Raw genomic sequence first — 20,921 nt, 5'->3', positions numbered from 1 at the left:
CCTCAAATTGTTTTCGCGAATTTGTGCTTATTATGACCAATAAAGGGACTTTCTATTGAAGCTGAGTTTTGTTTTTTGACAAAAAATTATACAATTAAATATAAATAACGTGAATCAATGTTTGGTAATGATGTAGTATATAGTTAGGGTAAAAATATATATCAATGATTTATATATATAAAAATAAGTTGGTGGTGAATTGAATGACAACAGAAGTTTACGATATTACAATTATTGGCGGCGGCCCAACAGGATTGTTTGCAGCTTTTTATGGCGGATTAAGGCAGATGAAGGTGAAGATCATTGAGAGTTTGCCTGAATTAGGCGGGCAGCTTACTGCACTCTATCCTGAAAAATATATTTACGATGTGGCAGGATTCCCCAAGGTTCTGGCGCGTGATCTCGTTAAAAATCTGGAAGAGCAAGCGCTTATGTTTAATCCGGCGGTTGTTTTAGGAGAATCCGTTGAAAAAGTAGAGAAACAGGAAGATCATTTTGTATTATCTACTGATAAATCCAGCCATTATTCTAAAACGATTATTATTACTGCGGGAGTTGGAGCTTTTCAGCCGCGCGGTCTTGGTATTGAAGCAGCAGAAAAGTATGAAGGTAAGAACCTGCATTATTTTGTAAAAGATGTTCAAGCTTTTAAAGATAAGCGTGTGCTTGTTTGCGGCGGCGGCGATTCAGCCGTTGATTGGGCGCTGACACTCGAACCTGTTGCAAAGGAAGTATTTTTAACCCATCGCCGTGATAAATTCCGTGCTCATGAGCATAGTGTTGAGCAACTGAAACAATCGACAGTGCAAATTAAAACCCCATACCAAATTATAGATGTTGATGGCAATGATGAAAAATTGACTAGCGTTGTTCTCGATAATAAGGAACAATCAGAAACGCTGACTGTTGATGACGTTATAGTCAGCTACGGTTTTGTCTCATCACTTGGTGCCATTAAAGATTGGGGACTTGAAATTGAAAAAAACTCTATTATAGTCAATTCCAAGATGGAAACCAATATTGAAGGTATTTACGCAGCCGGCGATGTCTGTACTTACGACGGCAAGGTAAAACTAATTGCCACAGGCTTCGGGGAAGCGCCGACAGCCGTCAATAACGCAAAAACTTATATTGACCCTAAGGCGAAGACGCAGCCAAAACATAGTACAAGTATGTTTTAAAGAAGTTTAAAACCCTTAAGCACGTCCAATAAAAAAGGACGGCTTAAGGGTTTTTTTATGGTTTCAATGTCCTGCTTCAAGGGTACTTATAAAGAAACTCACGGCCATATTTTTTGTATAAAGATTAACCATTCATGTCTATAAATCATACATAGTTAAGAAGGCTTTAGGACATCTGCCGGTCATTAGGAAAACATGATTTGAGCAGGTGAATAATTAGAATTAAAGGGGAAGGAAAAGATGAAGAAGTTTCTAAGCCTGATTACTGGTATGATTTTGGTCATCGCTTTAAGCGCGTGTTCCTTTGGCCCGAAGAATGCAAATGATGTATTAGAAAAGGCGGAAAAGGCATCTAAGAACATTAAAAGCTTTAAAGCATATACGGTGACAGATGTGAATATAACTGAACAAGGTCAAGGCGTGAGTATGAGAACAAAAGGCTATATGAATTTTCAGAAGAATCCCGTTGCTTTATACACCAATCAAACAGTTGAAAGCGGCAGCTCCATAAACATTCAAATGTATATGACCAAAGACAAAATTTATATAAAAAATCCATCAGATCCTGAAATGTGGTTAAAAATCGATAATCCGGACAGCGAAGAGTTTCAGCAATTGGCTGAATCACAATCTCAATCAACAGATATAAAAAGTCAATTGAAAAGTTTGAAAAGCCATGCGAAGCATTTTGACTTCATAGAAAAGAATGATGCCTATGTTTTGAAATTTAACGGCAGCGGCAAAGACTTCGCTGACTTCTTAAATAAAATGACGGAAGAACAAATGGCAAATATGGATGAACAGTCGCAGCAAATCCTGAAAAACGCTAAATACAATCATGTTTCCTTTACGTATTCGTTTGACAAAGAAAAGTTAACACCGAAGACAATGGATATGAAAGCTGATATGACAATCACTAATCCGGGCAATTCAATGGAAGAGGCAAGAATGAAAATGAATATAAAGGTCAAATACAGCAAGTTTAATAATGTTAAAGTTTCGGTACCTGATAAGGTTAAAAATAATGCACAAGAAATTCTCGGCCCAAATGAAAACCAGGATAATGGAAATTATGACAGCTATACAAACAGTCTTTAAACCCGGCAACAGCCGGGTTTAATCCCAAAAATCACCTATTTTCTGACTTGATCTTTACCAAAAATTAGCTGGATAGTGTATAATATTGATAGATTTTATATTATTTTGGAGGAGGAAGAAAAATAATGAAAAAGATTTTCAGCTTAGTCGCCGGTCTTGTGTTGATTATTGCCTTAAGTGCATGTTCTGCAAGTACATCTTCAAATGCCGGGCCGAAAAATGCAAATGATCTTTTAGAAAAGGCGCAAAAAGCTTCACAAAACATTAAAAGCTTTAAAGCAAATACTGCAACGGATTTAGCGGTTTCGGAAAAAGGCCAAAAAGTCAGTACAACATCCAAAGGCACTATTAATTTTCAGAAGGAACCTCTGGTGATGTATTCTAATCAAAAAGCAACAGACAAAGGCCAGCCCGTAAATATGGAATTATACATGACTAAAGATAAAATCTATTTGAAAGATCCAACAGGAAAGCAATGGGTAAAGCTTGATAATCCGCAAAGCAAAGAACTTCAAAATTTAACTAACTCCCAATCAACAGATCTTAAAGGCCAATTAAAAAACTTAAAAGGCTATTCAAAAGACTTTAATCTGGAAGAAAAAGATAACGCTTATGTATTAAAGTTTAATGGCAAAGGCAAAGACTTTCAAAAATTTGTGAATAAGATGATGGATAAACAATTGGCAAATGTTGATGAACAAACAAAGCAAGCTTTAAAAAATGTTAAATATAATAGTGCTTCCTTTACATACTCATTTGACAAGAAAAAATTCACACCAAAGACAATGAATATGAAAATGGATATGACCGTCACTAACCCTGATGATACGTCAGATAAAGCAAAAATGAAGATGAATATGAGGGCGGATTACAGTCAATTTAATAAAGTGAAAGTATCTGTTCCAAGTGATGTGAAAAATAATGCTAAAGATCTCAAAACTCCGGATTTAAATGGGGATAACAGCAGCTTAAACAAAGATAACAGCGGTTTAAATAACGATAAAACAGATTTTAAAACCAGTTCCGGGACTTATCAATAAGGATGTATATCATATAAACCCGGCGGATGCCGGGTTTTATGCTTTTTTCTTTTTCTTTACGGCTGTTGAACTTTTTTTGCTTGCCGGTTTTTTGACTGGCTTTTTGCCTTTAGGTTTGCTTTCGTCAATGCTTGCTTGAAGAGCGGAAAGCAGATCCACGACATTTTCCTTTTTTGCTGCCTTTTTAGGTTTTTTGACTTCATTGCCGGCAATTTTCGTTTGGATAAGATCTGATAATTGTTCACGGTATTCATCCTGATATTTTTCAGGTTCGAAGGATGTTGTCAATTGATCGATAAGTTGAACGGCGGTTTTTAATTCCTTTTCATTCGTTTCGCCAACTTGGTCAATACCGGGTACATAATCGATTGCCCTCACTTCATCAGGGTAATATATCGTCTCAAGCAATAGTCCCTTTTCATAAACCCGGACGACGGCGAGATGCTGCTTTGAATGGAGTGTCAGCTTAGCCAGTCCAATTTTGTTAGAATCATCAAGTGCTTGCTTCAGAAGAGCATAAGCCTTTTCACCATTCTCGTTAGGACCGATAAAATAAGATTTATTATAATAAATTGGATCGATTTCCTTTAGTTCAACAAAATCAAGAATATCAATTGTTCGCTTGGTATCACCTTTTAGCTCATCAATTTCTTCTTTTTTAATAGGAACAAATTGTCCGGGCTCGTATTCGTAACCGCGTATGATTTCCTCATTAGCAACTTCTTCTTCACAGGTTGGACAAAACCTTTGGTATTTTATCGGCGTACTGCATTTCTGATGAAGATATCTCAGTTTGATATCTTTTTCCTCAGTTGCAGCGTACAATTTTATCGGAATATGGACCAGCCCGAAACTAATCGACCCTTTCCACATTGTATGCATAACTTCACGCTCCTCATAATTTTATCTTGACCTAAAATCTTTTTTTTACTACTTAAAAAGGCTGGTCAAAAAGTTTCAAGGAACAGTTGATTATGGCAGAAGCTGAAAGTTCCGTATCTTAGTTATTCAAAGCAATGATAAAAGGAAGGAATTTTTTTGTTATTGCTTTGTCAACTTTTTCCTAAAAAAATCAAACAGGTTCTTAAAATATCCTTAATAAATGTTAAAATAATTATAGGTTTCTAAAGAAGGGACATCTAGCTATGGTTGAAACAAAGCTTAATGTTAAACAATTTGAACAGATCATTAATTTATTAGAGAATAATCCCGAAATATTTATTAATAAATGGTTAGAAAAGAGTCAGTTTGATAAATCGGATCCTTTTTATGAAGATGTTATTTATAACGCTTTATATACAGCGCGCTTACTGGCCGTTTTTTTTCGAAGGCCGAATAAAAAATTAATCAGTAATTTGACAGAAAAGATTGTCGCTGAGCGAATAGAGGCAAAGGTTGATTTGTCTGATTTTGTAAAAAATATAAATATTGCCCGGGAGATTGTGAATCAATTAATGGTTAATACCATTGATAATCAGTCAGCTGTTCTAGAAGGTATAGCTGTTACAAACCGATTTTTTGATGCTTATCTTTATTATGCGGTCGTCAACTATACAAAGAAAAAAGATCAAATCATTAATGAAAAGAGCATGTTCATCAATGAAATGCATAATGATCGTTTAACAATTCTCGGGCAAATATCAGCAAGTTTTGCTCATGAATTCCGCAACCCATTGACATCAATTAAAGGCTTCATATCCTTATTAGAACGCAATCCGTCACTTGATGAACAGTCTAAGTATTATTTTTCAATTATAAGTAAAGAAATGGACAGCCTGGAAGATAAAGTGACGCAATTTCTTTATTTATCAAAAATGCGCGGCCTCGGTGATGATATGGCCATTTTCAACTTATCTTCTTTACTTAAAGAGATGATTAATTTTATGTATCCCCGCTTTGTTGTTGAAGCAATTAAAGTTAATCAGGATATTAAGAAAAACTTATTTACCAATGGCATTAAGGAACAAATTAAACAGGTTGTGCTTAATATTATGAACAATGCTGTAGAAGAGTTGAGCGAGTTTTGCGGAGACCGTGAGATAAGGATTAACGCAAACGCCGACGAACAATATATCTATGTTAACATTAGCAATAATGGGCGAAAAATCCCATCACACATACTGGATAGTATATTTGAGCCCTTCATAAGTACGAAAGAGCTTGGAACAGGGTTAGGACTGTCGGTTTGTAAACAGATTATCGAAAAGCATGAAGGAAAGATATCAGTCTCCACGACAGAAGAAGAAACCGCCTTTCAGTTTGTTTTGCCAAGGGCAGATGAATAATGATTTTTAGTAAGAAGGTTGAGTTTTTGTCTCATCCTTTTTGTATAAAATTATAAGGTTATTCGAAAATCAAATGTTAAAATACTATAGTTTTGACAAAATGCTCAGATGATTTCATTGATTTGATCCGTTTCAATTGGGGGAACTCAGAAAAATCATGATGTGCATCGATTTTCAGCCCCTTGTATGATAATTCTACCGCGGAATATTGAGGACGCGTCTTCATACAGGGGCCGACTGAGTTGGAAAAGTTAAATCAATCATTTGAGCAATTAGCTGAAGATTTTACACCGTTAATTAAAAAGACAATTGTCAATCTTCATTTGCAGAATGACTTTGATGAGATGTTTCAAATTGGCTTAATTGCGTTATGGAAGGCATATCAAGCTTTTAACCCGGAAAAGGGCTTTTTCCCCAGTTTCGCCAAGAGCTATATTCATGGCGAACTGATAACCGCTATAAAGAAAAGGAAAAGATTTCAAGACAGGCATCTTTTTTCTGAAAGCACGATAAAAATTCAACAAAATGTTGCTGGAGAAGAAGACTGTTATTTTAAGAATACTTTGTTAGAGGAGTGGACCAACGGGTTAACCGAGCGTGAAACATTATGGATTAAATTTGCCATAATAGATGACGAAACGACGCAAACGATAGCTGAGAAAGAAAAAGTTTCAACGCACACGGTAAGATCTTGGAAAAAATCAGCTATAAAAAAGCTCAGAAAAAAATTTTCTCTTAATGGAAATTAAAACTTGGCACAACATGCGTTTAGTTTTTGGATATCAAATTCATCATAAAAAAAACGAAAAAAACTCGCCTTGTACGGCGAGTTTCTATATATTATTAAAGACTTCTTCTATTTTTGGAAGCAGGTCTTCCCAATCAGCATCGAAGGTTTTATTAACAGTCACAAAGTCTTCATAACCGAAGATATTGTCAACCCCATCAACCGCCAGAAGTTTTGAAGCAAGCGGATGACTGACTTGATCACCTTTTTTTGCTATAACGCGGCCGTCAAACATCTTTTTTGCGGCGGTGAATTTCATAGCATTTGGATTGGGAGTCACGTCCGTACGAACATCGATACTCATTAATATCTCTCCTTTAGATACGATCGCATTTATTTCTTATTTATTTTTTAACACAAAAAACCAAGTTTTTCTTTCATTTTACCATAATAGATTAAAAACTGAAGCCGTATCTTTTTGAAACGATTTCGTAAAAACCGAGTGAATTATACATATGTTTAGTAACGGAATTGTTTACACCCGTTTCCAGTTCAATTGATTTAATGTTTTCTGATTCGGCCATATGAATAATAAATAATAATAATTTCCGTCCAATCCCTTTATTTCGGTACTCATTATGGACATACAGCTCATTCAGCCATAAATAGTGTCCGCCGGTACGTAAATCAACACCAATGTTGACAAGGGCTAACCCTAGGACAATGCCGTTTTCTTCAGCAATAATAATCCTGGATGTTCCATTAGATTGTATCGTTAATTCAATAGCTTGAGAGATTTTTCTTAGTGATTCATCATTAGTCGTAACGGAAATTTGTTGCATGAACAATTCAGCCATTTGTTGCTTTATTGCATCAGCTGCATCCTCTTTAATCTGATAGACTTTCAAAACGTTCACTCCCATTGTCCATGATTTAAATAGTTAAGGAGCTTTCCTTAAAGATCCTTGTTATGAAACTTTAATAATGTATAAAACGTGTTTAAATTAGAATATCCTTTATATATAAATGCTACTTTTCAAGTATACAAAAAACAAGGCGAAATGGGTATGGCCTATGCTGACTTTTTATTGGAAGATATTCGTAAAACCGTGAACATTGTTATAAGAATATTGTTATGAATTGTAAACATTAAGACTTTTTAAATGAGTTGATATCAAATCCGCAGCATAAAATGTAAGTAAGACCGGAGATTAACCGGCCTTTACGTTATGCGCCGCCGCGGCTAAGTTTTTCTTGAGATTTTGCTTTTCTTTCGCTTTGCTTTTTAAAGTCGAGCGGTTTTCTTAATTTTTCATTTGTACGTTTATCCATTATAACAGCTCCCTTAATTAAGCTTTCAATAGTAGTTTGTTCTTAAGAAGAGCCGGCTATGCAAAATCAGGAAATAGATAAAGCCTTTTCAATATACTTGGCAATACCATCTTTTTCATTTGTATCGGTTATTTCATTTGCGATTTGTTTGACTTCATCTGAAGCGTTGCCCATGGCAATGCCACGGCCTGCATAAGCTAACATTTCCAGGTCGTTATCTTCGTCGCCGAAGGCAATAATCCTATCGCTTGGGATTTCAAGCGAATCAGCAACTTTCTTTAGACCGTTCGCTTTATTTACACCGCGTTTGATCATTTCAATAATGTACCACGGTTCACCCCATGATCGCTGATAAACTGCGTCGGCATATTGACTTCCCAAATCGCTGACCAGGGATGAAACATTTTCTTTAAACGGCTGAACCAGTATACAAGTTGGCCCGAACCTAAGTGATTCGCTAAGATCGCCTTTAATAATTTTAGGATGGTCAGTCCCAATAATTTTAGTGATCTCTGGATCGGGGTTTTTTATGTATACATCATCTTTTGCTTCAATAAGAATATTAGCTAAATCATAAGCTTCGCATGTTTTAATAATTTTTTTTGCATCCTCAATGCTTAATGTACGATGGTATTCGCCCCACGTACTATCCTTTGGGTGGTGAACATATGCGCCATTGATATTGACAATAGGCGTATCCAATTCTAATTCATTATAGTAATCAATACTTAAACGGAAAGGCCGGCCGGTTGAAATGACGACATAGTGACCGTGGGCAATTGCTTTTTGCAATGTTTGCTTGGTGTATAAGGAAATCGTTTTGTTATCAGTTAGAAGCGTTCCATCCAGGTCGACGGCGATAAGATATTTTTCCATCGGCTTTCATTCCTTTTTTTGTCTGTTTTTAAGCGTTATGTATAATACTTGCTTTCTATTATATGATAAGAATTTTGAAAAAGATATGAAGGTGATGTAAGAAAAATGTTAAAAACTCGCGGACAGCGAGTTTTTAAACATTTATATGATTTGATTGATGCCGTTGCGCCGGCCATACAGAAGCAATGAATAACGCGATAACGCATGACACCATCATCGTTATAATTGGAACCGTATCAAAAAGTGAGGCAATTTGGACGCCCTCAATATGTGTAAATAAATCATGAAAAGCAGTTCCTAAGCTCATTGTTGATAAAAAAGATTCCATGATAAATACGGTTATTTCCAGTGATGTATAGCTTAAAAGAAGAACGATAAGGAAAATAATAAATCGTTTCATTATCAACACCTCCGTTCCGCTTTCTATATAATATGTCTAATTTTGTTGGAAATCATAGACTTTGAAAAAACTTACATATTTTTTATACCCCTTTTTTAAAACTCATTCACCACTTTTTACTGAATATGACTACTTATAATATGAAAGGAGGAGATGAACATGGCAATGAGTACACTGACTGACACAACACTCGTCATGGCATTAGATGGCGGTCTTAACAAAGAGGGGAAGCCGGTTATAAAGAAAAAGAGTTTCCGCAACGTTAAGATTAATGCAACGGATGATCAGCTTTACAGCGTCGCAAAAGTCCTCGCACCGCTGAAACAATACCCGCTCATTTCTATTGAAAGAAATAACATCGTAGATCTATCTGAACAGGCTTAATAGGTAATTTTGTAATCAAAAAATGAAAGGGTGTGGCAATGTTGGCGAAAACGCTAGACTTATTGTTTGAGAACGTTAAAGGAGATACCGTAAGAATTAGCTTGGATGACCCCATTGATCCGATTAATCCAGTCTCTGTAAATGCTGCAATGGATACCATTATCCAAGCGGGCGCATTTACGTCTTCCGGCGGCGACCTGGTTAAGAAAAAAGGTGCGCGTGTCATTGAAAGAAATATTAACGACATTTCATTAGGTTAAGGGAAGGGGGAATTTCTCCTTCTCTTTTCTTTCTCATTTAAATAGCGTTGAACATCCTCTTTAAAGAAAGGAGAATGAGCATGGATGAATGGATGCCAATGATCAAAGATGTCGGCTTTCCGATTGTTGTCACCTTATACCTTCTTCATCGGATTGAAGGTAAATTGGATGAATTGAACAAGTCGATTCAAAGTCTGCCGAATCTTTTTCATCCAGCTGAGCGTACTTATTCTGAAGGCCGTTCACAATTAAACAAAAGAAATGGGATAGAAGCTTTGGATATAGTGGAAAGTTCGAACAAAACGGTTTGATGAAACAGTATAAAAGGTTATACTATAAATGATAAATATTTTTGGAAAGGGGATGTTGATGTGTCCCAAAGTGAACTTGAAAATCAAGTCATGGAAGCGCTTGAAGAAGTCATTGACCCTGAACTGGGTATTGATATTGTCAATTTAGGCTTAGTTTACGGTGTAGATATTGATGAAAATGGCGATGTACTGGTTACCATGACATTAACAGCAATGGGTTGCCCATTGGCAGCTACAATACAGCACGAAATCAAGACGGTTTTATCAACACTTGAAGGCATTAATGAAGTTGACGTTAATATTGTATGGAATCCGCCGTGGACAAAAGACAAAATGTCCAGATATGCTAAGATCGCATTGGGTATCTCTTAATTTTCAGCCCCCTTTTTGGGGGTGTTTTTTTACATAAGGATAAATAGAAAGGGGAGGAGAAACCGCTATGGTTGAGAGAAGAAAGCCAATTTCGGTTCAAGAAGCAGTATCGAAAGTAATGAATCATGTACATTTAATGCCGGAGGAAATTGTCTCAATAGATGACAGCGATGATGGAGTTTTGGCGGAAGATATATATGCTGATCATGATGTGCCGCCGTTTAACCGGTCACCTTATGATGGATTTGCGATTATTGCGGAAGATACAAGCCATGCCTCGCGTGAGAATCCTGTCACTCTTGAAGTCATTGAAGAGATAGGGGCAGGTGACGTCGCTCAAAATTCTGTCGGGCACGGCCAGGCAATAAGAATCATGACTGGAGCGGCTTTGCCTAAGGGAGCAAATGCCATTGTTATGCTTGAAATTGTACATGAGAAAAATGACGGTAAGAAAATTGAAATCAAACGTCATATTAAGAAATTTGATAATATTTCTTGGCAAGGCGAAGATACTGAAAAAGGAGCATTGCTGCTGGAAAAGGGCCATCATGTTACTCCAGGAGTTAAAGCAGTATTAGCGACATTCGGTTATGCGAAAGTTAAAGTTTACAAACAACCTGTTATCGGTATTATTGCTACAGGTTCTGAGCTGCTTAATGTCAGTGAACCGCTTGTTCCGGGTAAAATCCGCAACAGCAACGCTCATATGATTATTTCGCAAGTAAAGCAGGCTGGAGGAATGCCAAAATATTTTGGCCAACTAAAAGATGATCTTGAGCAAAGCTTTCAAGGTGTCAAAAAGGTGTTGTCAGAAGTTGATGCCTTAATCACAACCGGCGGTGTTTCCGTTGGAGATTTTGATTATCTGCCTGATATTTATCAAAAACTCGGCGCCGAGGTGCTTTTTAATAAAGTCGGCATGCGCCCCGGAAGTGTAACGACCGTCGCCTATTTACCGGACAGCGGCAAAATCCTTTTTGGATTATCAGGTAATCCTTCTTCCTGTTTTGTTGGATTTGAACTATTTGCCGGCCCTTATATAAAAGCTTCTCAAGGCTTGAATAATAAGTTCCTTGATAATGTAGAAGCAACCTTAACACATGATTTTCCGAAGCCGAATCCATTTAATAGATTTGTCCGCAGCCGGGTAACCTTTGAAAATGGCTATTGGCATTCACAGCCGGTAGGCTTAGATAAGTCTAATATTGTCACGTCGCTTATTGGCGCTAATGCCTTGATGGTGCTCCCGGGCGGTACCAGAGGATATCAGAAAGGCGATAAGGTAAAAGCTTTACTGTTAAATGGAGAGGGCAGTGAACAATTTTGTCTGTAAACGTTTGGCAAGTGGTCGGCTATCATAACAGCGGTAAAACGACATTTATAACTGAGTTACTGCCACGGTTACGAGCAGCCGGTTACCAGGCGGCAACCATTAAACATCACGGTCACGATCAGGAATTTGAATCAATGACTCATCCCGAAACAGATACGGGAAAGCATTGGGAGAGCGGGGCGGATGCAGTAGTGTATGCGTTGACGAACGGTTTTTCCATCGTGTCTCATCATCCTTTCGCCTTAACAGACATCGTTGCTTTTTATCAATTGTCAGGACGTTATGATGTTATTCTTATTGAAGGATTCAAGAAAGCGAACTATCCGAAGATTCTTTTTCATAGGGGATTAGAGGACGATCATCTTATTAGACAGCTGGACAATATTCAAGCTGTTGTTACTCATGGAGATGTTAGAAGGTTGAAAAGAAAAACATCAGTGCCTGTTTTCTCCGTCAATGATTTTGAAACATTAATTTCAATCATTTTGCATCGGTTAGGGGGGAAGACATAATGGGAAAATTATTTGAAATTGTGGATAGCCCAATCATCGTCCAGGACGTCATAAATAAAGTCATTGACCCAAATGCCGGAGCTATAAATACTTTTATTGGTACGGTTCGGGAAATGACTAAAGGGAAGAAAACACTTTACCTAGAATATGAAGCTTATATTCCGATGGCTGAAACGCAGCTGGGGCGCATTGGGGATGAAATAAGGTCTAAGTGGCCTGAGGCGAAAACGGCGATTACTCACCGGATCGGCAGGCTTGATATTTCTGATATTGCTGTGGTTATTTGCGTCTCAACACCGCACCGTGATGCTGCATTTAAAGCTTCGCGTCATGCGATTGAAAGGATTAAAGAAATTGTCCCCATCTGGAAGAAAGAGCATTGGGAAAACGGCGATTTTTGGGTAGGCAATCAGCTGGAAACGAAATCCTATCCTGAAGGCCATCCAACAGGAGGTGAATCCCAATGATTGAAATTTTATTATTTGCGGGCTTGAAAGAAAAAACAGGTCAAAATAAAATAACTTGGCACGAAGGTTCTCTTACTGTCGGTGAATTGAAAGAAAAACTTTCTGCAAAGGTGCCGGGACTGGAACAAATTGACTATGTGATGATAGCGGTTAACGAAGCCTATGCGCAAGACGATCAAGTGATTAACGAAGGAGATGTCGTCGCCCTTATTCCTCCTGTCAGCGGCGGTTGACAGTTGAGTGGTTATGAAATCAAGAAATTAAAATTAACATTGAAAAATTTATACAAAGTGAATTTTGATAGTTTATGAGAAACAACGAACAGGTTTAAATGGTTGTTTCTCATTTTTTATTTATTTTAGCATAAGTTAAAAGAAAGGAGTGTTTGCCGAAAAGGAGGGACATTGATGTCACAAATTAAAGATGAATTAAAAGCTTTATTGAACCAGGATCCTGAGAATTTAACTTATAAGGGTAAACTGCGAATCTATGAATTAAGACAATTGTTAAAGAATTATAAAAGGGAGTTCTACCAGTCGAAACTGTTAAAATAATGGGGGATTAGCATGACTTATACACTCGTTTATGGCGGGTTAAGTTCTTTAGGGTTGGCGCTTTGCGGTCATTTAACATCAAAGGGACAAAATGTCTTATCCCTAAGCTCTGCATGCAATGATAAAGAACGGGAACAAGAAGAAGAACGTGAATTATTTATTGGAAGAAATGCCTTGTTTCAAAAAGGAAGCATGGAAGACTTATGTAATGACGAAATACGGACAAACATTCAACAAGCTTATTTCTTAGATCTTAATAAAGACAATCATAACGAAAGGGATTTAAGTTATCAAAAATTCGAAAAGCTTTTGGAAAGATTATTAAACCAGATGGATCATCTAACATCGATAATTATGGTATCAGAAAATGATTCTTCGAGAAAAGAAAACGAAATGGTTCTTGAGACAAGTTTTGAAACACTTTTTGCAAAACAGATAGATGAATATGCATCTAAGTCCTCCATTGAACGGGCGGTTGTTATTAAAATTTCTGAACCGCAAAAAGATGAACCAAATCATCATCAGCAAGAAGGGTCGCCTTTAATTGAAACCCTTGAATCTTCAATCCAAATGCAAAAGGGATTTCATATCTTGCAAATGTCAGATAGTTCCCGCAAACCCGACCAAGATAAAATATTGACTTATCCATTTAATGAAATAAAAAGCTTTCTTAAATAAAAATAAACCTGGTTTTTCCAGGTTTATTTTTATTTAAGAAAGCATACGAAGCTTATTACTTTTTAAACATATTTAGTAAGGGTGAAATTTGTTTTAACATAGGCCCGGTTTTATTGATCATATTAAAAACCTGATTGGCACCTGACATTAATTTGTTAAAGTCAAGATTTCCATTATTATCAAAAAAGGGCATGGCGTTTGGCTGTTGATTTGGCGAATTTTGTTGCTGCTGTTGCTGCGGCTGCGGCTGGCTTTGAACTTGTTGCTGCTGCGGCTGTTGCATCGGTTGTTGCATCGGCATTTGCTGCATTGGCGGATAAGGAGGCGGCGCCATCGGCGGGCCGAACATGAATTGTGTAAAGGGATCATAGAACCGGTTATCTTGTTGGTTATTATTGTTTGTATTGGCCAATGTTTTCCCTCCTTGTTATAGTGTTCTGTATATTTATAATTTATGATGGACAAAAGGGTTTGGTGTTTTTTTAGAAAGTTATCTGTCTATCCCTTTAAAAAATGGACTGGTGGAACATAGACAAAATAATTGTTTCATATTAGAATTAGTACCAAGTCTTAATATTAACTGATATATTCTGTCCAAAAAATAAGGGATTATTCCCTTCCTTTTTGAACATATAATTATTTTTGATTAATTTGAAAGGGGTACTTTAATGAGTGCTGGAGTTTTAGGTATTGGAAAGTTTGTTCCAGAGCGTGTGTTAACAAACTTTGACTTGGAAAAAATGATGGATACAACAGATGAATGGATAAGAACAAGAACCGGGATACAAGAAAGACGTATTGCCGATGATAATACAGATACATCAGATATGGCCTACTATGCTGCCAAGAATGCGATTGAGGATGCAGGGCTTAAACCGGAAGATATTGATATGATTTTAGTTGCTACGGTTACACCTGACCAGCCTTTTCCTTCTGTAGCTTGTATGATTCAGGATAGACTCGGTTGCAGAAACGTGCCTTCGATGGACTTAAGCGCTGCCTGTGCGGGGTTTATGTATGGTATGATAACAGCGAAGCAATTTATTGACACTAAAGAATATAAGCATGTGCTTATTGTTGGTGTAGAAAAGCTTTCGAAAATTACCAATTGGGAAGACCGCAGTACAGCCGTTTTATTCGGCGACGCAGCTGCGGCAGTTGTCATGGGGCCTGTGTCAGAAGGCAAAGGTATTTTGTCCTTTGAGCTGGGTTCAGACGGTATCGGGGGTAAACATTTGTATCAGCAAGGTCCATTCCTTATAATGAATGGGCGGGAAGTTTTTAAATTTGCAGTTCGGCAAATGGGAGAATCCGCTGTTAATGTTGTTGAAAAAGCTAACTTAACAAAGGACGATATTGATTATCTAGTTCCTCATCAAGCTAATATTCGCATTATGGAAGCTTCAAGGCTGCGTTTAGACATACCGGAAGGAAAAATGATTAATACGGTTCATAAATACGGGAATACTTCATCTTCCTCCATACCTTTAGCATTGGCAGATTCAATAGAAGATGGCAAAATAAAAGATGGAGATATTCTCGTACTCGTCGGTTTTGGCGGAGGCTTAACTTGGGGAGCTGTAGCTATGCGATGGGGTAAATAGTTAAAGAGGATGTTCAAAAAGTCCGGGAAAAATTTATTGATTAAGGATAAGACTGTGGTTTTGTGCTCCTGCGCCGTTGCGTATTCTGGATGTATCGCCACTTCTCGTCGCAACTCGGAGTAGTTCGAGAAGTTGTTGCTCGTTGCTCGGAGGCGGCGCTTCCTTGAACTTCTCGGCTCTTTTTGTCCTCCTTTTTGAACATTCATTTTAAAGGAGAGTTGAAAGATCATGAAAAGACGAGTTGTCGTAACTGGATTAGGAGCAGTAACACCTCTAGGTAACGATGCAGCGACAACATGGAAAAATGCTGTCGCAGGTCAGTCTGGGATTGATAAAGTAACAAGGGTTAACCCAGAAAACTTTACGGCGAAGGTAGCTGGTGAACTTAAAGGATTCGATCCGCTTGATTTTTTGGATAAAAAAGACGTACGCAAAATGGATCGCTTTGTTCACTATGCAATTGCAGCATCAACTATGGCTGTAAAAGATGCAGATTTAACAATTACCGATGCGATCGCACCGCGTGTCGGCGTATGGGTTGGTTCAGGTATTGGCGGCATGGAAACTTTTGAAACTCAAACGCAAACTGCCTTGGAAAAAGGTTATCGCCGCGTCAGCCCATTTTTCGTACCGATGATGATTCCGAATATGGCTTCTGGCCAAGTGTCTATTCACCTGGGTGCTAAAGGCATCAGTTCCTGCTCGGTGACCGCTTGTGCAACAGGTACGAATTGTATTGGTGATGCTTATAGAGCGATCGAACGCGGTGATAACGATATTATTATCACCGGCGGAACCGAAGCGCCGCTTGTCAACATGGCGTTTGCCGGATTTGGTTCCATGAAGGCTCTTTCCACGAACCCTGATCCGAAAACAGCAAGCCGTCCGTTTGACAAAAACCGTGATGGCTTTGTAATGGGTGAAGGATCCGGTGTTATTGTTCTTGAATCGCTTGAATCAGCTGTTAACCGCGGTGCACATATTTATGCGGAAATTGTCGGTTATGCGTCAACCGGCGATGCTTACCATATTACAGCAGTTGAACCTGGCGCTGACGGCGCGGTTCGGGCTATGAGACAAGCCCTTGAAAGTGCAGAACTGAAACCTGAGGACGTTGATTATATTAATGCTCACGGTACAAGCACTGATTTAAATGATAAAAATGAAACAATGGCCGTTAAAACAGCTTTTGGAGACTATGCTTTTAAATTAGCCATGAGCTCAACTAAATCTATGACCGGCCACTTGCTCGGGGCTGCAGGCGGTGTTGAATCTATTTTCAGTATCAAAGCAATCGAAGACGGTATTATACCGCCTACAATCAACTACGAAACCCCTGATGAAGAATGTGATCTCGATTATGTACCAAATGAATCACGCAAACAGTCTGTGCGCGTAGCCATGACCAACTCACTTGGTTTCGGCGGTCATAATGCAACGCTTATATTTAAAAAGTTTGAAGAATAGAATGAAACCTCAAAAAGAAAGCCTCCTGTTCCGGAGGCTTTCTTTTTTTGTGAGGCAGACCCTGTGAACTGTGGATACTGTAAATAACTATCAAACTCTCCTTGTCATATTTATCGGAGTTTCCTCATATTTTTATACTAGACAAGCTAAGACAAGCTCACAGCTGGGAGGGAAGTCATTTACAGGGGAGCGCCGTATCATGATGTTTAGATTTTTTATTTTTTTAGTAGGATTTGGACTAGCAGTTGCCGGTGGAATTAGTATTATTGCCTACTTGAATATAATGACAACAGGACACGGTTTTTCAGAATACTTCTTCTTCATGTCTCAAAGAATGGAGACTTATTTATTCTTTGCTGGCGTCTTCTTTATTTGGTTCAGCATCTATTTTCCGCTACACAAGTAAAATGTTCCCTAATTATAAAAAGTATTGTCTTCATGGAATAATTTCACTCATCACTGACCATACTGTTTCCATAGAAGAACATTGTTAAAAAAGTGAGGGACGAACAGCATGGAACTGATTGGAGATGTATGGGTCAATTGGTTTGAAGGTGAAGAGAATGGTTATAACGTTTGTGAGTTTCATGAATGGCGTAAGCACGATTTTATCGAACTGCTTGATCAAGTCCCATTGGTAAAGATTTCGACATCATTATTTTCTTATATTGAAAATGATTTGCGGGACTTGCCCTCTCAGCTGATGGAAGACGTCAGGAATCAAAGCTACATAAGAAAAAATAACCAAAGAGAAGTCATTGAATATTGTTTTATTGCAACGGACGGGGAAAGGCACATAGTCGTTGATACATTAGGATACACCGTTCCTATAAGGAAAAGCAGAATGATTCCTAGACAAGAACAGCTGATTCTTGATAAAGCGGAGAATTTGGAAACAACTTATTATGAGATTCCTGTTAAGGAAGCAGATAAGGTTAAAGAGTATCATATCATGTCTCCCCATCCCGATTGGATGACAGGATTAACAAGAAAAGAAAGACAACTTAAACAGCTTTTATTTATGGCTTTAGACCATTTACAAACATCCGGCAGTTTGGAGGAAATGCGCTATTGGTATACCGAGTGGTTTCCAAAGCAATATCAAGAAAGTAAGAAATTGACGTTTAGCGAGGCATGGGAAAAACTTTTTAATGAGGTTAAGGACGGCTGGTCGAGAAAACATTATGATGTATGTGAACGGATGATTAAAGGACAAGCCTATTTTGAAAAGATATGGGAACTTGAACATGGTACAAAGGTAAATTAATAAAACAGCGGCACAGGTCATACACTTGTGCCGCTGTTTTTTGTGCAACGGACAGTTGCAGCAACCATGCTAAAGTTCTACAGTTCACAGAGGGGGACCTTTTTGCTATAATACAGAAAATATATATGTAAAGAGGTGATTTAATGGGAGCTAAAAAGCAGGAAAATCAGGTTAAAGAGCATTCTTTGACGTATGCGGATTACGCTGCAATGCCAGATGACGGAAAAAGGTATGAGCTCGCAAATGGTGTTCTGGAGTTAATGTCCCCGGTACCAGCTCCAAAACATCAACTCATTGCTAAAATTCTTGGAAGTCAATTAGAATCGACATGTCAAAACAAATATATTCTACTTTATGCTCCGATCGATGTGATTCTATCTGAAAAAGAAGTGCGTCAACCTGATATCGTTATGATACACAACAGCCGTGCAGAAATGATAACAAAGCGCGGTATTGAAGGAGCACCCGACTTAGTTGTGGAAGTATTGTCTCCATCATCTATAAAAAGAGATCGGGGAAGTAAGCTTCAAGTCTATGCAAACTACGGAATTCCCGAGTATTGGATTGTTGACCCAAATTACCCAATCCTTGAACAATATGTTTTGAATAACGATAGATATGAACTGGCAGAAGTCTATGATGAAGATAAATCAATTTGTTCGGAAAATCTGACTTGTATATCCTTCACAATGAACGACATTATTAATAGCCTTCCTGAGCTTCCAAATGCATAAATAAAAAAAGTACAAGCTCAATGCCTGTACTTTTTTGAACGGTTCCAGAAATAATAAGTTATCACAGTTCACAGGGTCAGACCCCTTATATTAGACCTGTTATTTTTTTCTTCCAAGTCCCATGGCTTTTTCGGCCTTTTTAAGCATTTTTTGTGCAACGCGGTTCGCTTTGGCAGCACCTTCATCAAGAATATCATCAAGCTTATCTGATTCAAGCAGGTTATAATACTTTTCTTGGATCGGCTTCAATGTATTAACGACAGATTCTGCAACATCTGTTTTAAATTCACCGTAGCCTTTGCCTTGATAATCTTTTTCAAGCTGTTCAACTGAACGCCCGGAGCAAAGCGAGTAAATGCTGAGAAGATTAGAGATACCCGGTTTATTTTCTTTATCGTAACGGATAGTCGGATCAGAATCAGTTGTCGCACTCTTAATTTTCTTTGTAATTTGTTTTTCGTCATCTATCATCAGGATAAATGATTTTTGGTTTTCAGCCGACTTGCTCATTTTCTTCGTTGGGTCGACAAGCGACATAATTCTTGCGCCGACCTTAGGAATACTAACTTCCGGGATTGTGAAAATATCATTATATTTTTTGTTAAAACGTTCGGCAAGATTACGTGTCAATTCCATGTGCTGCTTTTGGTCTTCGCCTACTGGTACAAGATCCGTACCGTATAAAAGAATATCAGCGGCCATCAACGGCGGATAGGTTAATAATCCAGCAGAAACGCCGTCTTTGCCTTGCGATTTATCTTTGAACTGGGTCATTCTTTCAAGCTCGCCAATATAGCTGACACATTGTAAGATCCATGCGAGCTGAGCATGTGCAGGAACCTCTGATTGAATAAACAATGTAGATTTTTCCGGATCAATACCGCATGCTAAATATAAAGCGGCAAGACTGCGGATATTCTCTCTTAATTTTAAACGATCTTGAGGCACCGTTATCGCATGCTGATCAACAATACAAAAATAACAATCATTATCATCTTGAAGTTCAGGAAAATGTTTTAAAGCACCAAGATAATTCCCCAATGTTGGTGTTCCTGATGGTTGAATACCGGAAAAGATTGTAGCCATAAATTATCACCTCATTAAAAATCTTTTAAAAGGATGTTCAAAAAGTCCGGGAAACATGGCTGTCGAATTTCTTCGTTGCGTCGCCGCTCCGGTTCTCACGTAGGTATTGACTACGCTCCGATCCTCGCGGCTTCCGCGCCTCGAACTTCTCGGCCCTGTTTGTCCTCCTTTTTGAAACGCAGTAAAAATGCAAAAAAGGCCCATCCGTCTAAAGGGACGAATGAACCGCGGTACCACCCTAATAATTTCTATAGCATCAGAAATCACTTAGTCCGAAAAATTCGGGTCCATTTTAACGCATGGATAACGCCAATTCCTACTGCAAGTTCAGATTGGTGCTCGAAAGCCCATTCCACAGCTTTCCGCTGCCTGCATTCCACCACCGCAGACTCTCTTGAAACTTAAGGGCTGTGTACTCTTCTTTCTCATCGCATTCATATTATTTTTTAAGTATATCCAAATGCATACAAAAAAGCAAACATCAAAATAGCGTAAACGACAGCAAAAAAGAGATAACAAAGAAAATTAAACTCATTATAATAAGCGGAAAACTCATCGACCACTTTGAGTGCTGGGACATTCGCGGATCATCATCAGCCTCATAATCATCCAAACCTAATTTGGCTGCTTTTCTCTTTCTTGAAGCACGATTAAATATTTTGAATCCAAAAATAAATCCATCAAAAAACCCGCCTTGAACGATCCAAACAATAAGACCGACAATTAATAAAATAAGGGCTGTCAAAGAAAGAGCATTGACAAATGATAGCAAATTAAATTTATGGTAATAAAAAATCATTATAAGAACAGTCAATAAACATTCTATGAAAAAAGCAATGATGTAGCGTTTCATATTACTTTGATTACCGGTCATATGTTTCCCTCCGCTAATATCATACCACATTATTTGACACATTCATTAAAAACATCAGATGTTCTATCTAAAGATACAA

Annotated in this window: 28 protein-coding genes and 1 other annotated feature; of the genes, 20 read left to right on the top strand and 8 right to left on the bottom strand. The window is 37.9% G+C overall.

The features are described from left to right. The first annotated feature begins 203 nt into the window (after nt 1-203). The 3 genes from ACFQRG_RS09110 (at nt 204) to ACFQRG_RS09100 (ending at nt 3,319) form a co-directional block, all read left to right on the top strand. Nucleotides 204-1,181, top strand: coding sequence for an NAD(P)/FAD-dependent oxidoreductase (locus ACFQRG_RS09110; RefSeq protein WP_380965572.1), 978 nt, complete (start codon nt 204-206; stop codon nt 1,179-1,181). A gap of 240 nt (nt 1,182-1,421) precedes the next feature. Then, nucleotides 1,422-2,279 carry a DUF6612 family protein gene (locus tag ACFQRG_RS09105; RefSeq protein WP_380965571.1) on the top strand — a complete coding sequence of 286 codons (858 nt, stop codon included), beginning with the start codon at nt 1,422-1,424 and terminating at the stop codon, nt 2,277-2,279. A 125-nt stretch (nt 2,280-2,404) separates the two neighbouring features. After that, a complete protein-coding gene (locus ACFQRG_RS09100; RefSeq protein ID WP_380965570.1) occupies nt 2,405-3,319 on the top strand; it encodes a DUF6612 family protein in 915 nt (304 codons plus the stop codon). A 36-nt stretch (nt 3,320-3,355) separates the two neighbouring features. Here ACFQRG_RS09100 and ku read toward each other — a convergent pair whose 3' ends face one another. Continuing rightward, nucleotides 3,356-4,201 (bottom strand): non-homologous end joining protein Ku, encoded by an 846-nt coding sequence (gene ku, locus ACFQRG_RS09095; RefSeq protein ID WP_380965569.1) that lies wholly within the window; start codon nt 4,199-4,201, stop codon nt 3,356-3,358. A 263-nt stretch (nt 4,202-4,464) separates the two neighbouring features. Here ku and ACFQRG_RS09090 point away from each other — a divergent pair, with 263 nt between their 5' ends. Next, entirely contained in the window at nt 4,465-5,604 is a 1,140-nt protein-coding gene (locus ACFQRG_RS09090) for an ATP-binding protein (protein ID WP_380965568.1), read from the top strand. Nucleotides 5,605-5,846: 242 nt separating this feature from the next. After that, entirely contained in the window at nt 5,847-6,353 is a 507-nt protein-coding gene (locus ACFQRG_RS09085) for a sigma-70 family RNA polymerase sigma factor (protein ID WP_380965567.1), read from the top strand. Nucleotides 6,354-6,437: 84 nt separating this feature from the next. Here ACFQRG_RS09085 and ACFQRG_RS09080 read toward each other — a convergent pair whose 3' ends face one another. The 4 genes from ACFQRG_RS09080 to ACFQRG_RS09065 form a co-directional block, all read right to left on the bottom strand. Further along, the gene (locus ACFQRG_RS09080) at nt 6,438-6,695 is read right to left on the bottom strand and encodes a NifU N-terminal domain-containing protein (protein WP_380965566.1); all 258 of its coding nucleotides are present in this window, start codon (nt 6,693-6,695) and stop codon (nt 6,438-6,440) included. A gap of 91 nt (nt 6,696-6,786) precedes the next feature. Beyond that, on the bottom strand, nt 6,787-7,248 hold the full coding sequence (locus ACFQRG_RS09075) for a GNAT family N-acetyltransferase (RefSeq protein ID WP_380965565.1): 462 nt from the start codon (nt 7,246-7,248) through the stop codon (nt 6,787-6,789). Nucleotides 7,249-7,729: 481 nt separating this feature from the next. Then, complete coding sequence (locus ACFQRG_RS09070) at nt 7,730-8,539, bottom strand: Cof-type HAD-IIB family hydrolase (RefSeq protein ID WP_380965564.1); 810 nt, start codon at nt 8,537-8,539, stop codon at nt 7,730-7,732. Between the two features lie 133 nt (nt 8,540-8,672). Further along, nucleotides 8,673-8,939, bottom strand: coding sequence for a hypothetical protein (locus tag ACFQRG_RS09065; RefSeq protein ID WP_380965563.1), 267 nt, complete (start codon nt 8,937-8,939; stop codon nt 8,673-8,675). A gap of 159 nt (nt 8,940-9,098) precedes the next feature. Between ACFQRG_RS09065 and ACFQRG_RS09060 the strand changes: the two genes are divergently transcribed. The 10 genes from ACFQRG_RS09060 (at nt 9,099) to ACFQRG_RS09015 (ending at nt 13,810) form a co-directional block, all read left to right on the top strand. Further along, nucleotides 9,099-9,323, top strand: a complete 225-nt coding sequence (locus ACFQRG_RS09060; protein WP_380965561.1) for a DUF1659 domain-containing protein — start codon at nt 9,099-9,101, stop codon at nt 9,321-9,323. Nucleotides 9,324-9,361: 38 nt separating this feature from the next. Further along, nucleotides 9,362-9,583, top strand: a complete 222-nt coding sequence (locus tag ACFQRG_RS09055; protein WP_380965560.1) for a DUF2922 domain-containing protein — start codon at nt 9,362-9,364, stop codon at nt 9,581-9,583. A gap of 80 nt (nt 9,584-9,663) precedes the next feature. Next, entirely contained in the window at nt 9,664-9,894 is a 231-nt protein-coding gene (locus ACFQRG_RS09050) for a YvrJ family protein (RefSeq protein WP_380965559.1), read from the top strand. A 90-nt stretch (nt 9,895-9,984) separates the two neighbouring features. After that, the gene (locus ACFQRG_RS09045) at nt 9,985-10,266 is read left to right on the top strand and encodes a metal-sulfur cluster assembly factor (RefSeq protein WP_380965638.1); all 282 of its coding nucleotides are present in this window, start codon (nt 9,985-9,987) and stop codon (nt 10,264-10,266) included. Nucleotides 10,267-10,333: 67 nt separating this feature from the next. After that, nucleotides 10,334-11,599: a molybdopterin molybdotransferase MoeA gene (locus tag ACFQRG_RS09040; RefSeq protein ID WP_380965558.1), complete on the top strand. Its 1,266-nt coding sequence runs from the start codon at nt 10,334-10,336 to the stop codon at nt 11,597-11,599. Then, nucleotides 11,590-12,111, top strand: a complete 522-nt coding sequence (gene mobB, locus ACFQRG_RS09035; protein ID WP_380965557.1) for a molybdopterin-guanine dinucleotide biosynthesis protein B — start codon at nt 11,590-11,592, stop codon at nt 12,109-12,111. Before ACFQRG_RS09040 ends, mobB begins: the two co-directional genes overlap by 10 nt. Then, nucleotides 12,111-12,578, top strand: coding sequence for a molybdenum cofactor biosynthesis protein MoaE (locus tag ACFQRG_RS09030; RefSeq protein WP_380965556.1), 468 nt, complete (start codon nt 12,111-12,113; stop codon nt 12,576-12,578). Before mobB ends, ACFQRG_RS09030 begins: the two co-directional genes overlap by 1 nt. Then, nucleotides 12,575-12,811, top strand: coding sequence for a molybdopterin converting factor subunit 1 (gene moaD, locus ACFQRG_RS09025; RefSeq protein WP_380965555.1), 237 nt, complete (start codon nt 12,575-12,577; stop codon nt 12,809-12,811). Before ACFQRG_RS09030 ends, moaD begins: the two co-directional genes overlap by 4 nt. Before the next feature lie 174 nt (nt 12,812-12,985). Next, nucleotides 12,986-13,132, top strand: a complete 147-nt coding sequence (locus tag ACFQRG_RS09020) for a hypothetical protein (RefSeq protein ID WP_380965553.1) — start codon at nt 12,986-12,988, stop codon at nt 13,130-13,132. 12 nt (nt 13,133-13,144) lie between these two features. Next, a complete protein-coding gene (locus ACFQRG_RS09015) occupies nt 13,145-13,810 on the top strand; it encodes a hypothetical protein (protein ID WP_380965552.1) in 666 nt (221 codons plus the stop codon). Nucleotides 13,811-13,865: 55 nt separating this feature from the next. Here ACFQRG_RS09015 and ACFQRG_RS09010 read toward each other — a convergent pair whose 3' ends face one another. Further along, the gene (locus ACFQRG_RS09010) at nt 13,866-14,222 is read right to left on the bottom strand and encodes a hypothetical protein (RefSeq protein WP_380965551.1); all 357 of its coding nucleotides are present in this window, start codon (nt 14,220-14,222) and stop codon (nt 13,866-13,868) included. Between the two features lie 256 nt (nt 14,223-14,478). Between ACFQRG_RS09010 and ACFQRG_RS09005 the strand changes: the two genes are divergently transcribed. From ACFQRG_RS09005 to ACFQRG_RS08985, 5 genes are all read left to right on the top strand, one after another. Continuing rightward, entirely contained in the window at nt 14,479-15,414 is a 936-nt protein-coding gene (locus tag ACFQRG_RS09005; protein ID WP_380965550.1) for a beta-ketoacyl-ACP synthase III, read from the top strand. A gap of 225 nt (nt 15,415-15,639) precedes the next feature. After that, nucleotides 15,640-16,881, top strand: coding sequence for a beta-ketoacyl-ACP synthase II (gene fabF / locus ACFQRG_RS09000; RefSeq protein WP_380965637.1), 1,242 nt, complete (start codon nt 15,640-15,642; stop codon nt 16,879-16,881). 199 nt (nt 16,882-17,080) lie between these two features. Further along, nucleotides 17,081-17,287, top strand: a complete 207-nt coding sequence (locus ACFQRG_RS08995) for a YuzI family membrane protein (protein WP_380965549.1) — start codon at nt 17,081-17,083, stop codon at nt 17,285-17,287. A gap of 108 nt (nt 17,288-17,395) precedes the next feature. Beyond that, complete coding sequence (locus ACFQRG_RS08990) at nt 17,396-18,148, top strand: DUF3603 family protein (RefSeq protein WP_380965548.1); 753 nt, start codon at nt 17,396-17,398, stop codon at nt 18,146-18,148. 143 nt (nt 18,149-18,291) lie between these two features. Continuing rightward, nucleotides 18,292-18,882: a Uma2 family endonuclease gene (locus tag ACFQRG_RS08985; protein WP_380965547.1), complete on the top strand. Its 591-nt coding sequence runs from the start codon at nt 18,292-18,294 to the stop codon at nt 18,880-18,882. 99 nt (nt 18,883-18,981) lie between these two features. On the opposite strand, the gene trpS is transcribed toward ACFQRG_RS08985, so the two are convergent. Continuing rightward, nucleotides 18,982-19,968 carry a tryptophan--tRNA ligase gene (gene trpS / locus ACFQRG_RS08980; RefSeq protein ID WP_380965546.1) on the bottom strand — a complete coding sequence of 329 codons (987 nt, stop codon included), beginning with the start codon at nt 19,966-19,968 and terminating at the stop codon, nt 18,982-18,984. Between the two features lie 209 nt (nt 19,969-20,177). Continuing rightward, nucleotides 20,178-20,406 (bottom strand) — a binding site (T-box leader). 43 nt (nt 20,407-20,449) lie between these two features. Beyond that, nucleotides 20,450-20,842 (bottom strand): DUF3899 domain-containing protein, encoded by a 393-nt coding sequence (locus tag ACFQRG_RS08975; RefSeq protein WP_380965545.1) that lies wholly within the window; start codon nt 20,840-20,842, stop codon nt 20,450-20,452. Nucleotides 20,843-20,921: the final 79 nt, after the last annotated feature.

This window comes from Scopulibacillus cellulosilyticus (assembly GCF_042665295.1).
Classification (GTDB): domain Bacteria; phylum Bacillota; class Bacilli; order Bacillales; family Sporolactobacillaceae; genus Scopulibacillus_A; species Scopulibacillus_A cellulosilyticus.
The sequence above is the reverse complement of the archived record's forward strand: the minus strand, read 5'-3'. Positions and strand labels throughout refer to the sequence as shown.